Origin of the sequence: Brevibacillus reuszeri (genome assembly GCF_002897295.1) — a bacterium.
Lineage (GTDB): Bacteria > Bacillota > Bacilli > Brevibacillales > Brevibacillaceae > Brevibacillus > Brevibacillus reuszeri_A.
In genome coordinates, this window is sequence record NZ_BEXF01000001.1 from 104,706 (window position 1) to 118,925 (window position 14,220).

Below are 14,220 nucleotides of genomic sequence, written 5' to 3' on the forward strand. Positions count from 1 at the left end.
GGCAATCATTTACCGGTGTTCGGGACAATCTACACGTTTGCCTGCTCTTTTCGAGTAGAGCCATACTTTTGGATGTCCGCCGGTGTTTTCGGGAAAGGAGTTTTCAGTGATTGATAGATAGGTGCCTTTGTGATGTCAGCGGCATAGCATTCATCGACCTGAATCCCTGATTCCTTGAACCCTTTGAGCATTTTCAGGAACCCAAACATCCCCATGGAGCCGTTTTCCCTGACCCGCCGTACCTCTTCCAGATTCAAATAAACAATGGTAAAGGACTCAGAGTCACCCAGTTGTTCGATGATCCTGCCTTCTGGATCGACCGCTACAGAATTTCCCATTCCAATTGGATTCGGATGGTTAATGCTGACGACAAAGCATTGATTTTCAATCGCGCGGGTAATGGCGATCGGAAGGTGATTTCTCGTTCCACCGATCCAGTCACCCTGGAGCGTCGGCTTGATAATTACTTCTGCCCCCTTTAGAGCAAGATTGCGTGCAGCTTCCGGATAGTGGCCATCCGCACAGATTATGAAGCCTATTTTGCCGATGTTTGGTATCTCGTATACCGGAAAATCATGTCCAGGCTTTGACTGCTCAAGCGGATAAGGAATAAATACTTTCCTGTATTTCATGACGATTTCTCCCTCGGGAGAGATCAGGATGGCTGTATTGTAGGCTTCGTTTGGATTCTCCGCTTGTTCAAACAAGGAACCGGGGGCCAGCCATTTTCGATGCTGTCTCGCTTTTTCGCACAGCAATTCGGTCAGTGGACCCGGGATTGGCTCAGCCATCTGCAGCCAATTCACTGGATCAAGTCCGTTTAGATACAATTCGGGAAAGGCAATGAGATCGACCGCTGGATTCATCGTGGCGATCGTGTCCACATAGTAAGCTAGCTTTTCGTAATTCTCCCGTTTGCGTGCTTGCAGGTCAGGATGTGTACTAGGTGACGCGATTTGGACCAAGGCCAGATTCAAATAGCTCATAGGCTCACTCCTTTTCGACAACGTTATAGCTTCATATTGAAGGGTTGACTCTGATTGTACAATTACCCGTTCGGACCATGTTTTGACGGAAAAATCTGATATAATGAAAGAGAGGACTGGTCATAGGGAGTGATTGATTGTGAAATCGCTTTCAAATAGAGATTACCAAAAGGTGCTTGCGTTCATGGACGATATGGCTGGTCCTGCGCAAAATTTCCGTCATCAGGCGCTAGCTGCGTTTGAAAAGCGATTTGGTTTTCATCAGGCAAACTTTTGGCTATGCAACGAACGGAACGACCTGATTCGTCCAGAGATGCGAAACATTAGCCATCACGCCATGGATCGCTACCTGGATACGTGCTATCAGTACGATATCTTAATGCCGAACAAAATCGGTCATCGCTTGCGGAATCAGCACGTTTTGCGAATTCAGGATGTTCTTTCGCCAAAAGAATACGAGCAGAGCGATTATTACTACGAGTTCATGTCACGTCATGGATACTATCATCAGATGGTTGCCTATCTCATGGACAACGGGCGGCTGCTCGGTTGCATTGCATTTATGCGGTCTGAAAAAGAGATTCCGTTTCAGCCAAATGACATGGCATGTCTTGAGCTTCTCTCCCGATTTTTATCGCGAAGCATGGGCCGCGAAGTCTTCTCATCCAAGTCTCCGGAAGAGATGGAATTGACCAGCAAAGAGCGGGAAGTCCTTTCCCTCGTGCAAAAAGGCTATGGAAATGAAGTGATTGCCAGACAGCTGTTTGTCAGTATCAATACGGTAAAGAAGCACCTCCAAAGCATCTATCGAAAGTTTGATGTCACAAATCGGACGAGCTTGTGCTATAAAATTCATGCTGGTCAAAAGTGAATGACTGACTAGCGCTACCCATACAAAAAGCCCTCTCCAGTGAGAAGGGCTTTGTTTGCGTTTTGCCATTTTTTATAGATCGTAGTACAGCTCATACTCTTTCGGATTCACGGTGCGCTCCACTTGCTCGATCTCACCGCGTTTGATGGAAATCCAGCTGTCGATTACGTCTTTGGTAAAGACGCCGCCTTCGAGCAAGAAGTCGTGATCTTGTTCCAATGCGAGCAGTGCTTCCTCCAATGAAGCAGGAGCGCTCTTGATCTCGTGCTTTTCGGCATCAGAGAGATCGTAAATGTTTTTATCCATTGGACCATATCCCAATTCACGTGGGTCGAGCTTGCGCTTGATACCATCCAGACCAGCCATCAGCATGGCAGCGAACGCCAAGTACGGGTTGGCTGTAGAGTCTGGCGTACGGAATTCGATACGAGACGCTTTTGGCGTGACAGCAGCAATCGGGATACGGACAGCAGCAGAACGATTACCTTTGGAGAACACGAGATTCACAGGTGCTTCATAGCCAGGAACCAAACGCTTGAACGAGTTGGTACTCGGATTGGTCAATGCGATCAGAGCAGGAGCATGGTGCAGAATACCACCGATATAATGGAGAGCTGTTTCGCTCAGATTGGCATATCCGCCTTTCTCATAAAACAGGGGAGTATCGCCATCGAACAAGCTTTGGTGAACGTGCATCCCGGAGCCATTGTCGCCAACAATCGGCTTTGGCATGAAGGTAGCGGTTTTGCCATGCTTGGCTGCTACGTTGCGAACGATGTACTTGAACAAAAGCAGATTGTCAGCGGTGCGAGTGAGTGTATCAAAGCGGAAGTTGATCTCGCCTTGACCTGCGGTGGCTACTTCATGGTGATGACGCTCGACGGAAAGGCCAGCTCTGGTCATCAGTGTGCACATTTCATTGCGAATATCCATTTGCGAGTCAGTTGGTTGAACAGGGAAGTAACCGCCTTTGTTGCGTACCTTGTAGCCGAGGTTTTGTCCCTCTTTTCCTGTATTCCAGAACGCTTCTTCAGAATCGATATGGAAGAACGAGCCGGATGGACCGGAAGCATAGCGGACACTATCGAATAGGAAAAACTCCGATTCAGGGCCAAAATACGCTGCGGTCGCTACACCAAGCTGTTGCAGGTAAGCTTCTGCCTTCAGGGCAATACCACGTGGATCGCGAGTATAGGTGGAGTTGTCTGGATTGACGATGTTGCAAACGATATTCAATGTTTTGGCTTCTACAAAAGGATCGATAAATGCGCTGGCAGGATCAGGCATTGCGACCATGTCACTTTCTTCGATGGATTTGTATCCGGTCAGACTGGAACCGTCAAAGGCAACACCGTTGCGAAACGTACCCTCGTCGACGGCATAGGCAGGAACTGTTACGTGATGCTGGCGACCGAGCATGTCAACGATTCGGAAATCAACATATTCGATTTTTTCAGAGTCAATGGTGGACAAGACAGTTTTCATATCCATGGGAAGAACACTCCAATCACGAATTATTTTACGAACATATTCCATAAAGTTCGTTTTTTCGTACGTTATTATATTCTGTATTATAGGGAAAACCGACATCGTTCGTCAAGAGATTTTCTTACGTTGAATGTAAGGATTTCTAACATTATATTATGGGGTTTAGAAAATGTTGCTGGTTTTGTAGAATGAAGACAAACTATTTAGACGAAAAACGGAGGCGGAATTTCGATGAAGGTACTTGTACTCGGAGCTGGTGGAATCGGTGGCTATTTTGGAGGAAGACTGGCGGAAAAAGGTGTGAATGTAACATTCCTGGTTCGGGAACGTAGATACAAGCAATTGCAGGAGAGAGGCTTGCGCGTGCAAAGTATCCATGGAGACATTCACTTGCCTTCTCCCCAAACCATTCTGGCTGGGGAAGTGGCTGGACCTTTTGATGTCGTGCTCTTGTCTAACAAAGCGTACACGCTTGCAGACAGCATCGAATCGATTGCTCCGTATGTAGGAGAACAAACCGTGGTCATTCCTCTATTGAATGGAATTGCCCATATGGAGCTTTTGTGGGAGCGATTTGGGAAGGAACGAGTGCTTGGAGGGCTTTGCTTTATTGAAACGACGCTGAATGCCGATGGTGATGTGGTTCAGACGAGTGCGATTCATGATACGGTCTTCGGAGAGTGGGAGGGCGGAAGAAGCGAGCGTGTAGATCGTATTGAGCAGGTATTTTCTGGGGCCTTGAGCACGATGAGGGCTAGCGACCATATCCAGCAAGAAGCGTGGCACAAATATTTGTTCATCACGACATTTTCAGGGATTACGACTTTGATGAATTCAGCAGCAGGTCCAATTCGCGAGACACCGTATGGCTTGGAGCTGACCAGACAGCTATCGGAAGAAGTGGCGTCTGTCATGCAAGCGTTGGGTGCCCCGATTCGCTCAGATATCGTTGAGAAGCAAATGGTAACGTTCCAAAAGCAAGGAGCTGCCATGAAATCCTCCATGCTGCGCGATATGGAAAAAGGACTGCCAGTAGAGGGAGATCATCTGCAAGGGTATTTGCTTGCGCACGCAGAAAAGCTGGGCTTGTCCACGCCACTCTTAAAAGTTGTTTACAATAATCTGAAGGTTTATGAACAGAAGCGGGAAACGAGCAAATAAGGTATAATAATGGGCGAACGTCATTAGAAAATAGGAGGGGTATAGATGGAAGTCATCAAGATTTCCCCCCGCGGATATTGCTACGGTGTTGTGGATGCTATGGTACTGGCACTCCGCACAGCGCAAAACTTTGACCTACCCCGCCCGATTCATATTTTGGGCATGATTGTACACAATGCACACGTCGTTGAGGCGTTTGAAAAACAAGGCATCAAAACATTGGATGGGGAGGATCGCCTCGCACTATTGGATCAGGTGAACGAGGGAACGATCATTTTTACAGCGCATGGCGTATCTCCAGAGGTTCGCAAAAAAGCACGTGAAAAAGGATTGACGGTTGTGGATGCAACCTGCCCAGACGTAACGAAGACGCATGATCTGATTCGTGAAAAGGTAGCGGATGGCTATCATGTGATCTACATTGGGAAAAAGGGTCATCCTGAACCAGAGGGAGCGATCGGGATCGCGCCTGAGCACGTTCATTTGGTGCAAAAGGTTGAAGAGCTCGATGCACTGGAGGTTCATGCGGATAAGCTGATTGTGACGAACCAGACCACGATGAGCCAATGGGATGTAAAGCATTTGATGGATGCGATCATCAAGCGTTTTCCGCGAGTAGAGGTACACAACGAGATTTGCCTGGCTACACAGGTTCGTCAGGAAGCCGTTGCCGAGCAGGTGGGTGAGGCGGATGTATGTATTGTTGTCGGGGACCCACGTAGCAATAACTCCAACCGACTGGCACAGGTTTCTGAGGAAATCGCGAGTGTACCGTCCTATCGGATCGCGGATTTATCAGAGCTGGATATCGAATGGCTGCGTGGTAAGAAAAATGTGGCGGTTACGTCTGGTGCATCAACACCAACACCTCTGACCAAGGAAGTCATCAGCTTTTTGGAGCAATTCGATGAATTCAATCCCGCGACCTGGGAAAAGAAACGTACCGTTAACATGGCAAAAATATTGCCGACGGTGAAATAGGAGAGTCCTATGACGGAAATACCCTCCGGTAATTCACGGGGTAGCGATACTGGCAGATATGTTAGTTTTGCTGCCCTATTTCTTTTTATGTACTACGGGTTTGGTGCTTTTTCGCCTCTGATTACCCAATATTACAAATCCATTCAATTATCAGGCACACAAATTGGCTTGATCAGTGCGGTTGCACCAGTCGTTTCGATTGTGACGCAGCCGATGTGGGGAATGATTTGTGACCGCTTTCAAATTCGCAAGGCGATCCTTATCATGACCTTGGTTGTTTCGGGCTTGGTGGGACTTCTTTTTACGGCGGTCTCCACCTTTGCGTATGTGCTATTGCTCTATATCGTTTTATCCTTTTTTCAGAGCGCAGTTATTCCGATCTCGGACAGCTTGGCCTTGGGCTACGCCAAAAAACGGCAGCTTCAATTTGGTGATATTCGCATGTGGGGAGCGGTTGGCTTTGCTTTGGCAGCGTTTGTCACGGGACTTTTGGTAGACCGGTGGGGCCCATTCGTTTTGTTTTATTCGTATTGCCTGGCTCTACTGATAGCGATTCTGTTTGTGTGGCGTGTGCCAGAAGAAGTGGCTGAATCTTCACGGTTTACAGTCAGTATGTTCAAAGGCGTGAAGGATTTGCTGCGTATTCCGAGGTTTTTGCTCTTTTTGATGGCGTCTTTTTGTGTTTTCGGAACGGTGAATGCCAATAACATCTGGTTTTCGCTGTACTATCAGGAAATCGGGGGAACAGTGGCTGGAGTTGGGCTGGCATTTTTGCTGTTTGCAGGTAGTGAAGCGCCTTTTATGAAGCTCGCAGGTATTTTGGTTCGCAAGTATGGACTGGAGCTGACGCTTCTTTCTGCAGCGGTGTTCTCCGCTCTTCGCTGGTTCTGGTACAGCTCGGCGCCGAGCACGACTGCGATTCTGGCAATTTTCTTTATCCAGGGGATTTCGGTTGGCTTTTATTTGGCGACAGCGGCGCAGTTTGTGAGAGAAAACACGCCCGCCTCCTTGCAAGTGACGGCGATCGCCATCTTTTTCTCGGTCGGAAGCGGGCTCGGGACGATGCTATGCAATTTGGTAGCTGGCTGGATCAAGGATTCCTATTCGATGCTAGCCATTTATATGTTCTTTGGTGTCATGACGGCGATCGGGATTATCCCGCTTTTGATTATTAAGTATGGTCCATGGAAGCAGCAGCAGGTACACCAAGAAGAGGATACGACTACTCAATGACCAAGGTTCCCTGAAAGCCGGTTTCTGGATATCCGGGGGAATCGGACACGAAGGAAAATTGGCCTTTTCGATCAGCCGAAAATTGCAGCATGGTCGATTGGGTCGGCTTTAATTCAGTGGATGCCAGATTTAGCTCACGAATAGCCAGGTTATGTGGTCTGGTATCTGTGTTGACGATCATCAAGGAAACAAGATCGCCTTCGCGTATTGCTAACCGATTGGGCAAAAAGCCGGCACTGGAAATCGTGACGGTTTGGGTCCGTGAAGCGGCTGCAAAAGAGGTATGTAGACGATTTTGATGATGTGTCCACAGGAGGGCGATCGTTACAAACAAGGCGATGAGTGGATAACGAAATTGCCGGAACCGTAGACTGGACAATTCATATCAGCTCCTTTAAACGCAAAAATCCATGATGTTACTATTATCCTGTCCTGTCACTGTTTGAACTAACCAAGAAAATAATTAATCGAATGCACGCTTATTACAAGGGTTCCCTGATGGAAGGGAACCTATTTTTGGCACATTACCTTGTCACGCATAGTAATGTGTGTTAAGTTGTATTTGCGAGGTGAAATAGATGGGGGAAAGCAATATCAGCAGCGATATCATTCGCGGGCATCTCGATGCTATTATTTTGCGAGTGCTTTGCGAAGGTGACAATTACGGCTATGAAATCATGAAGGCGATTGCTAAAAATAGTGGCGGTCAATACGAGCTGAAGGAGCCTTCCCTGTATACAAGCTTGAAAAGGCTGGAAAAGCAAAAGCAAATCGTCTCTTACTGGGGAGACGAAACTCAGGGCGGCAGACGAAAATATTACAAAGTGACGCCAATGGGCAAGGAAGCGTATGAAGCTGCTTTGGAATCATGGAAGGTAGCCAAAGCAATCATTGATCAATTAATCGAAAGGCAGGATAAAAGCTGATGGATAGTTTACACAAGCATGTGAACCAGCTGTTTGCAAAGTATAAAGGCAGCAAACAAATCCAGGAGCTAAAACGTGAGATACTGAGTAACCTCGAAGCAAAGGTTGCCGATTTAACAGCAGGCGGCATGTCGTATAGCGATGCGGTTGATGCTGCAAGAAGAAGCATTACTTCGATCGATGATCTGATCGACGACCAATCGAAGGTTTATGTGAATCAAATGACAGCAGAGCTGGTGCAAAGAGGCTTGCTATATTTTCTGATCGCCTGGATTGTTACGATGCCTTTTCGAATCTTCGGGAGCGGGATTTTGTTAAATGGATTGCTCTTGCTGGGGAGCATTGTTTTAGGGATCGTATACGTGGTACTGCGCTTGAAAAAGCAAGATATGCACCTGGGCCGGACGGCTGCTTTCGATGTGCAGGCAGCTTTTCGCCGCAGAAAGCTGGCTTGGATCATTTGGGCGATATTTATCATCGTTACGGTTCTTTACAACACGGCCATGCTCTTTGGGAGCAACATTTGGTTTCAGACGCAGGTTAAAATCGCGGGACCGTACCATTTTGCAATGCTGGGTACCCAGTATGCGCTGCCTTTTGTTTCGCTCCTCATACCGATGCTGTTTCATATCGTACCTGGGTTAATGATGAAGTATGAGGCAGGTGAAGATGATGGCTACGAGGCATAGAGTCATAATTGTTTTGGCAATCGCAGGAATTGCTCTGCTCGTACTGATTCAGGGCTTCATCATTCCGGGGAATCAGGCCAGGGAAGAGCAGTACCAGCTAGAGCAGCAAAATCCGCTTACGCACGATCTGAACTCCATTCTGAAATATAAAAACAAGTACATGGGGAACGCGTCCAATCTCATGAACCTGTTTCAGCATTTGCCCCTACAAAGCATACCGAAGACATTTGAGCTGGACTCTGACAAGCTTACGCTGAAAGTATTGTACAGTGAGCCTGCAAGCAACGTGAAAGAAATCGAGCTAAAGCGGGCGTTGCTGTACAATTCCCTTGCCGCGTATGCCTTGGTGGATAATTTGGAGGGGATTGAGTTCAGCTTTGCAGATGGAACCTATACGAGCACGCGTACAGCAACGCAAGAAGTGTTTGGTGAACCGTTGTCTGATCTGTTGAAAGAGGAAAAGTGGAAAGCCATCCAGGATCAGCTAACGGACGACAGCTATGTAAGAAAGCAAGCGCAAACTGTTATTCAAAAGTAAAGGACATGAATGTTCAGCCGAGGAATAAAGCGAAGCCCAGTCCAGAGATGCTGCTACAAACAGCTGCTTTGGAAAGGGCTTTGTCTTTGTTTTGCTCCTGCATGATTTCTTCTTTACACAAATAGATGGAGCAAGAAATAAATCAGCGCAGAAATGATTGCGGAGATTGGCAGCGTGATAAACCAAGTGATGACAATCCGTTTGGCGACTCCCCAATTGACGCTTTTCAACCTTTTGGCGGCGCCGACACCCATGATTGCCGAGGAAATCACATGGGTGGAGCTGACAGGCAAGCCTAGCTGTGTAAAGGTGAAGATGATGGAGGAGGAGGTCAGATCGGCGGTCGCCCCATTAATCGGTTCGATTTTTGTGATTTTTCCTCCGACGGTTTTTATGATTTTCCATCCACCAACAGATGTGCCCAGTCCCATGGAAATCGCACAGATCAATTGTACCCAAAATGGAATATGGCCAGGATCAGATTGCAAGTCAGCCGCCACCAAAGCAAAAACGATAATTCCCATTGCTTTTTGCGCATCGTTTGTACCGTGAGTAAATGATTGCAGAGCAGCCGTCAGGATTTGAAAGTAGCGAAACCGCCTGTTAATTTTGGAGGGAGGGGTCGCGACGCGCCGGAAAATCGCATAAAACAGATTCATCATAAAATAACCGAGCAAAAGAGCGATGATCGGAGAAAGAATCAGCGCCTTGAAAATCTCGGTGAACCCACCCCAATTGATGGGCGCGGTTCCTGCTGCTGCAATCACAGCTCCGACGATCGAACCGATCAGGGCATGGGAAGAGCTGCTAGGTATCCCGTACCACCACGTAATGAGATTCCAAAAAATCGAGGCGAGCAGTGCTGCCATGACGATGAGGACACCGTATTCCAGCTTGGAAGGGTCTGCGATTTTGCCACCTATCGTTTTGGCGACACCTGTAAAAGTGAGGGCTCCGATAAAATTCATGATGGCAGCAAGCCCAATGGCGATTTTGGGAGGCAGGGCTTTCGTAGATACGGTCGTGGCAATAGCGTTGGCCGTATCGTGAAATCCGTTGATAAAATCAAAGGAAACAGCAAGAACGACAACGACGATGATGAGGGTCAGGCTCGTATGCATGGAAGTGGTCTCCTTGTTTTAACGTATAAGAATTTATAAGCGCAATGCTTATGAATTCTGGAGCGCATAAAAACCAACCGCTAAAACGCGGTCGCTCCTCCATGAAAAGTCCTCGATAGAGGTTTTTTTATGTATTGCCCATGATGACGGTCTCCATCGCATTCGCGACGTCCTCACAATGATCCATGACGTCCTCGAGTACTTCGTAAATTTCCTTGAACTGGATGATGTGAATCGGATCGGTCGTTGATTTGAAAAGCTGCCGAATACTGCCGCGTAACAGCTCGTCGCCTTCGCTTTCCAAATCATTGATCCGAATAATATACTCTTTCATCGCTGTCAGCTTTTGTTGCTGCAACAGCTGGGTCGCGAGCAAAATCTGGTGGGTAGAGTTTTCAATGATTTGACCGAATTTCACCATGGTTTCATCAGGTTCAATGATATCGTACATGTAGAGCCGGGACGCACAGCCCTCCAGCCCGTCGAGTACATCATCCAATTTTACTGCCAGTTCCATGACGTCCTCCCGCTCGATCGCGGTAATAAATGTCTTGTTGATTCTGATGATGATTTCGTGAATCAGCTTGTCTCCCTTTGACTCATACTCCTTCATCGTATCAGCAAAGCCTTTTACGGTTTCTAATGAAGAGATTTTATATTCATTAAAATAAACAGCGGATTCATGAACATTTTTTGCGATCTCATAAAGATCGTCCAGTAGGGCGTCTGATTTGGTAAAAAGCATGACGAACCTCCCCGTGTACATCTGACTAGGAGTATTTTTAGTGGGGGAGGCTGTGTTTATGCACCCATTCAGGAATTAGGAAAGAATAGCTGGCTAGCCATATACAGGGCGAGTCCCCACATGATAATGGCGGAAATGATATTTAAGTAGCGCAGCAGCCGTCCGGAACGGTCCAGTCTGCCTGCCGTGCGTCCTGCGATTGCAAGGCCGAAAAACCAGAGGCAAGAGACGATGACACAAGCAATGGTGAAGCCCCACTTTTCTGCGCCCGTATAGCTGAGCGAGCTGGTTCCGATTACACCGATTGTATCCAGAATGGCGTGCGGGTTCAGAAGAGAGACGGAGGCAGCAAACATGACCTGGCGTTTTGCCGAGAATTGCTGGGCCTCACTGCTATCCGCTGTGGGACGGCTTCGCCAGGTGAGATACCCCATGTAAAGCAGGAAGCAGACGCCGACCGCATACAAAACCATCTTTAGCCATGATACAGTAAGTACTACAAGCGATACCCCGAGCACCGCTAACAAAATAAGCAGCATATCACACAAAAAAGCTGTGATGACTACAGGCAATGCACGCCAAATTGTAGGCTGGGCAGCACCTTGATTAAACACAAAAACATTTTGGGCACCTAACGGTAAAATGAGTCCGAATGCAAGCACAAGCCCATGTAAAATTGCTTCGATCACAAATGTTCCTCCTTGTGTCCTTCCAGTTGATTGCGAATACTGTCATTATTCCTGTTTCTGATCTGATTGTCTCCAGCCAATTGGTTTACTTCTGACTCAACCAATCTGTAAAATAGAACCAGGAAGGAGGAGCTGCTGATGATGCTCACCATAGACTGGAAGCCCGACAAGTCTTCAGATATAGCCGTTTATTTGCAAATCGTTGCGTACATACGACAAAAAATTGCTTCAGGTGATTGGCCTGTGAAAAGCCAGTTGCCTACACAACGTGCATTGGCACAAGCCTTTCAGGTAAATCGCAGCACGGTGGTGACCGCTTTAGAGGAGTTGAAAGCGGAGGGCCTGATTGAGTCGACGATGGGCAGCGGAACGATCGTTAGCAACAATACGTGGTCGCTTTTGACGACAAACCCGCCGCCAGACTGGATGGGATATGTACAGTCTGGGATGCAGCTTCCTAATATTCCGACCATCCAATTAATCAATCGGTACGAGCCTGATCCGAGCTATATCCGGCTAGGAACAGGGGAGCTGTCGCCTACGCTTATTCCTACACGAGGAATGGAGGAGGTGATGAGTGGTCTGCGCGGAAAAATGACAACACTTGGTTACTCAGAGCCAAAGGGTCTACTAGCACTGCGTCAAGCAATTAGCTCTCATTTGCGTAGCCGGGGAATAGAGGCCTCGCCTGGCTCTATTCTCGTCGTCTCGGGTGCGCTTCAGGCGATGCAACTGATTTCGCTCGGAATCTTGCACCGTGAGTCAGCTATTTTAGTGGAACAGCAATCGTACTTGTATTCATTGCCGCTATTTCAATCGTCCGGGATGCGATTGGTGGGAGTTGGCATGGATCAGGAAGGAATACAGCCTGAGGCGCTGTCCCGGCAAAAGCAAATCCATAAGGGAGCACTGCTCTACACCATTCCGGCCTATCACAATCCGACTGGGATACTGATGAGCGAGGGAAGAAGAGAGCAAGTCATGGCTGTCTGCGAAAGGGAGCGCTTGCCGATTTTGGAGGATGACGTCTACGGGGAGCTATGGCTGGATGAACAAGGTCCGCTGCCGCTTAAAACTCGGGATCAGAATGGATTGGTTCTTTATTTAGGCAGCCTGTCCAAAACGTTAAGCCCAGGTCTACGTATTGGGTGGCTTGTGGGGCCGGAGCCAGTCATCGAGCGGCTTGCAGACGTGAAAATGCAAATTGATTACGGTTCGAGCGTATTATCTCAATGGGTAGCAGCGGAATGGCTGTCTGGAGGAATGTATGGGCAGCATTTAGCAAAGACTCGGATTGCACTGCGTGAGCGAAGAGAACGAATGTGCAAGGCTTTGGATCAGTGGTTTCATGATATTGCCGACTGGAAGATTCCCCAAGGGGGCTTTTATGTCTGGCTTCGCCTCCGTCAAGCTGTCTCCATGCGTACGCTATTTTCCAAAGCGATCGCTGAGGGGATTCTGCTCAACCCAGGGTACATTTATGACCAGACGGACAGCCAACATTTGAGATTGTCTTATGCTTACGCTGATGAGGATGATATGGAGCGAGCACTGCTTACATTATCCAAGCTGATCAAAGAAATGTAACAAGCAGTCCACGGAGCTTTTTCGTTCGTGGACTGTTCGTATTTTGTGAGCATGATTCTCATTGATAATACAATTTGACCGAATTCAGAAGAACCCGTTAAAATGCCGATTTTCCTAAGAAAATCAAGCTTAATTGGTAATGACTATCACTTGTATTATCCATAAAATGTTCATTTGAGAAAAGCGAACAAAAAGTGTATGATTAAAATAATTATTAAATAGTATTCATTTTATTTAATTGAAAGGAGTTCTCATATGAAATATGCTGACTATCATCATTTAAATCATGTGAAAGAGCAAAGTAAATCTAAGAAAACATTGTGGATCACGTTAATCCTGACCCTGTTTTTTACGATAGTCGAAGTAGTAGGCGGACTGCTTTCCAACTCACTGGCACTTTTATCTGACTCTGCTCATATGATCTCAGACGTTATTGCACTTGGCTTGAGCATGGCAGCGATCTACATGGCGACGAGAAAGCCAAATCAAAAGTACACATTCGGATTTTTGCGATTTGAAATTATCGCTTCTTTTCTGAATGGTTTAGCGCTTGCGATTATTGCGATTGGTATCGTCATCGAGGGTATCAAGCGGATGATCAATCCGCAGGATGTTGACTTGCAGCTGATGTTAATCATTGCTTCGATTGGACTGGTCGTAAACATCGTTCTGACAATCATTTTAAGCAGAAGTACAAAAGAAGAAGACAACCTTAATGTAAAAAGCGCTCTTTGGCACTTCATTGGCGATTTGCTCAGCTCTGTTGGTGTTATCACGTCTGCCGTTTTGATCCATTTCACAGGCTACTACATTTTTGACCCGTTGATCAGTATGGTGATCGGGGGAATCATTTTTACCGGAGGGGCGAAAATCATTCGCGAATCGTACTCTGTTCTGATGGAATCCGTACCAGAGCAATTCGACCTCGAAGCCATCCGTGAAGCAATCAGCAAGGTCGAAGGTGTAGAGGATGTTCATGAGCTGCATTTGTGGGCTGTAACTACGGAGCATTACTCGTTGACTGCGCACGTCTTTGTTCGGGATAATATCCAACCATATTGTGTAATCATGGCCATTAACCATCTACTGAAGACTGAATACGGTATCGATCATTCGACGATCCAGATTGAAGACCCAACCATTCTGGATCATGGCGAGTACGGAAAACAGTTTTTGCTGCAACAAGCGTAATCCGTCAAAACCGA

The 14,220-nt window shown here is 47.2% G+C and carries 15 protein-coding genes; 9 read left to right on the forward strand and 6 right to left on the reverse strand.

The window, feature by feature from the left end:
- Window positions 1-29 precede the first annotated feature (29 nt).
- Window positions 30-986 carry a carbon-nitrogen hydrolase family protein gene (locus tag C3B52_RS00500; RefSeq protein ID WP_103104138.1) on the reverse strand — a complete coding sequence of 319 codons (957 nt, stop codon included), beginning with the start codon at window positions 984-986 and terminating at the stop codon, window positions 30-32.
- A gap of 139 nt (window positions 987-1,125) precedes the next feature.
- Between C3B52_RS00500 and C3B52_RS00505 the strand changes: the two genes are divergently transcribed.
- Window positions 1,126-1,857: a helix-turn-helix transcriptional regulator gene (locus C3B52_RS00505; RefSeq protein WP_103104139.1), complete on the forward strand. Its 732-nt coding sequence runs from the start codon at window positions 1,126-1,128 to the stop codon at window positions 1,855-1,857.
- Window positions 1,858-1,929: 72 nt separating this feature from the next.
- Here the strand turns inward: C3B52_RS00505 and glnA are convergent, their stop codons facing one another.
- Window positions 1,930-3,348 carry a type I glutamate--ammonia ligase gene (gene glnA, locus C3B52_RS00510; RefSeq protein ID WP_103104140.1) on the reverse strand — a complete coding sequence of 473 codons (1,419 nt, stop codon included), beginning with the start codon at window positions 3,346-3,348 and terminating at the stop codon, window positions 1,930-1,932.
- 228 nt (window positions 3,349-3,576) lie between these two features.
- Here glnA and panE point away from each other — a divergent pair, with 228 nt between their 5' ends.
- The 3 genes from panE to C3B52_RS00525 are packed head-to-tail and all read left to right on the forward strand — an operon-like array spanning window position 3,577 to window position 6,720.
- Window positions 3,577-4,506 carry a 2-dehydropantoate 2-reductase gene (gene panE / locus C3B52_RS00515; protein WP_103104141.1) on the forward strand — a complete coding sequence of 310 codons (930 nt, stop codon included), beginning with the start codon at window positions 3,577-3,579 and terminating at the stop codon, window positions 4,504-4,506.
- A gap of 45 nt (window positions 4,507-4,551) precedes the next feature.
- On the forward strand, window positions 4,552-5,487 hold the full coding sequence (locus C3B52_RS00520) for a 4-hydroxy-3-methylbut-2-enyl diphosphate reductase (protein ID WP_103104142.1): 936 nt from the start codon (window positions 4,552-4,554) through the stop codon (window positions 5,485-5,487).
- Between the two features lie 9 nt (window positions 5,488-5,496).
- Window positions 5,497-6,720, forward strand: a complete 1,224-nt coding sequence (locus C3B52_RS00525; protein WP_103104143.1) for an MFS transporter — start codon at window positions 5,497-5,499, stop codon at window positions 6,718-6,720.
- Here the strand turns inward: C3B52_RS00525 and C3B52_RS00530 are convergent.
- On the reverse strand, window positions 6,710-7,099 hold the full coding sequence (locus C3B52_RS00530) for a cupredoxin domain-containing protein (RefSeq protein ID WP_103104144.1): 390 nt from the start codon (window positions 7,097-7,099) through the stop codon (window positions 6,710-6,712). The genes C3B52_RS00525 and C3B52_RS00530 overlap by 11 nt on opposite strands.
- A gap of 199 nt (window positions 7,100-7,298) precedes the next feature.
- Between C3B52_RS00530 and C3B52_RS00535 the strand changes: the two genes are divergently transcribed.
- From C3B52_RS00535 to C3B52_RS00545, 3 genes are read left to right on the forward strand one after another with little or no spacing between them, the layout of a single operon-like run.
- Entirely contained in the window at window positions 7,299-7,646 is a 348-nt protein-coding gene (locus C3B52_RS00535; protein ID WP_103104145.1) for a PadR family transcriptional regulator, read from the forward strand.
- Window positions 7,646-8,335, forward strand: a complete 690-nt coding sequence (locus C3B52_RS00540; RefSeq protein WP_103104146.1) for a permease prefix domain 1-containing protein — start codon at window positions 7,646-7,648, stop codon at window positions 8,333-8,335. Before C3B52_RS00535 ends, C3B52_RS00540 begins: the two co-directional genes overlap by 1 nt.
- Window positions 8,319-8,873: a DUF4825 domain-containing protein gene (locus C3B52_RS00545; protein WP_164684651.1), complete on the forward strand. Its 555-nt coding sequence runs from the start codon at window positions 8,319-8,321 to the stop codon at window positions 8,871-8,873. Before C3B52_RS00540 ends, C3B52_RS00545 begins: the two co-directional genes overlap by 17 nt.
- A 113-nt stretch (window positions 8,874-8,986) precedes the next feature.
- On the opposite strand, the gene C3B52_RS00550 is transcribed toward C3B52_RS00545, so the two are convergent.
- The 3 genes from C3B52_RS00550 to C3B52_RS00560 form a co-directional block, all read right to left on the reverse strand.
- A complete protein-coding gene (locus tag C3B52_RS00550; RefSeq protein ID WP_103104148.1) occupies window positions 8,987-9,994 on the reverse strand; it encodes an inorganic phosphate transporter in 1,008 nt (335 codons plus the stop codon).
- A 127-nt stretch (window positions 9,995-10,121) separates the two neighbouring features.
- Window positions 10,122-10,739, reverse strand: a complete 618-nt coding sequence (locus tag C3B52_RS00555) for a DUF47 domain-containing protein (RefSeq protein WP_103104149.1) — start codon at window positions 10,737-10,739, stop codon at window positions 10,122-10,124.
- A 68-nt stretch (window positions 10,740-10,807) separates the two neighbouring features.
- Window positions 10,808-11,428 carry a LysE/ArgO family amino acid transporter gene (locus C3B52_RS00560; protein ID WP_103104150.1) on the reverse strand — a complete coding sequence of 207 codons (621 nt, stop codon included), beginning with the start codon at window positions 11,426-11,428 and terminating at the stop codon, window positions 10,808-10,810.
- Window positions 11,429-11,569: 141 nt separating this feature from the next.
- Between C3B52_RS00560 and C3B52_RS00565 the strand changes: the two genes are divergently transcribed.
- Together C3B52_RS00565 and C3B52_RS00570 are read left to right on the forward strand one after the other, a co-directional pair.
- A complete protein-coding gene (locus C3B52_RS00565) occupies window positions 11,570-13,015 on the forward strand; it encodes an aminotransferase-like domain-containing protein (protein ID WP_103104624.1) in 1,446 nt (481 codons plus the stop codon).
- A 255-nt stretch (window positions 13,016-13,270) separates the two neighbouring features.
- Entirely contained in the window at window positions 13,271-14,206 is a 936-nt protein-coding gene (locus tag C3B52_RS00570; protein ID WP_103104151.1) for a cation diffusion facilitator family transporter, read from the forward strand.
- The last annotated feature ends 14 nt before the right edge of the window (window positions 14,207-14,220 follow it).

Excerpts from the sequence above, each read along its gene's own strand:
- C3B52_RS00500 (WP_103104138.1), bottom strand. The coding sequence starts at position 986 with ATGAGCTATTTGAATCTGGCCTTGGTCCAAATCGCGTCACCTAGTACA.
- glnA (WP_103104140.1), bottom strand. The coding sequence starts at position 3,348 with ATGGATATGAAAACTGTCTTGTCCACCATTGACTCTGAAAAAATCGAA.
- panE (WP_103104141.1), top strand. The coding sequence starts at position 3,577 with ATGAAGGTACTTGTACTCGGAGCTGGTGGAATCGGTGGCTATTTTGGA.
- C3B52_RS00520 (WP_103104142.1), top strand. The coding sequence starts at position 4,552 with ATGGAAGTCATCAAGATTTCCCCCCGCGGATATTGCTACGGTGTTGTG.
- C3B52_RS00525 (WP_103104143.1), top strand. The coding sequence starts at position 5,497 with ATGACGGAAATACCCTCCGGTAATTCACGGGGTAGCGATACTGGCAGA.
- C3B52_RS00535 (WP_103104145.1), top strand. The coding sequence starts at position 7,299 with ATGGGGGAAAGCAATATCAGCAGCGATATCATTCGCGGGCATCTCGAT.
- C3B52_RS00540 (WP_103104146.1), top strand. The coding sequence starts at position 7,646 with ATGGATAGTTTACACAAGCATGTGAACCAGCTGTTTGCAAAGTATAAA.
- C3B52_RS00545 (WP_164684651.1), top strand. The coding sequence starts at position 8,319 with ATGGCTACGAGGCATAGAGTCATAATTGTTTTGGCAATCGCAGGAATT.
- C3B52_RS00550 (WP_103104148.1), bottom strand. The coding sequence starts at position 9,994 with ATGCATACGAGCCTGACCCTCATCATCGTCGTTGTCGTTCTTGCTGTT.
- C3B52_RS00555 (WP_103104149.1), bottom strand. The coding sequence starts at position 10,739 with ATGCTTTTTACCAAATCAGACGCCCTACTGGACGATCTTTATGAGATC.
- C3B52_RS00565 (WP_103104624.1), top strand. The coding sequence starts at position 11,570 with ATGCTCACCATAGACTGGAAGCCCGACAAGTCTTCAGATATAGCCGTT.
- C3B52_RS00570 (WP_103104151.1), top strand. The coding sequence starts at position 13,271 with ATGAAATATGCTGACTATCATCATTTAAATCATGTGAAAGAGCAAAGT.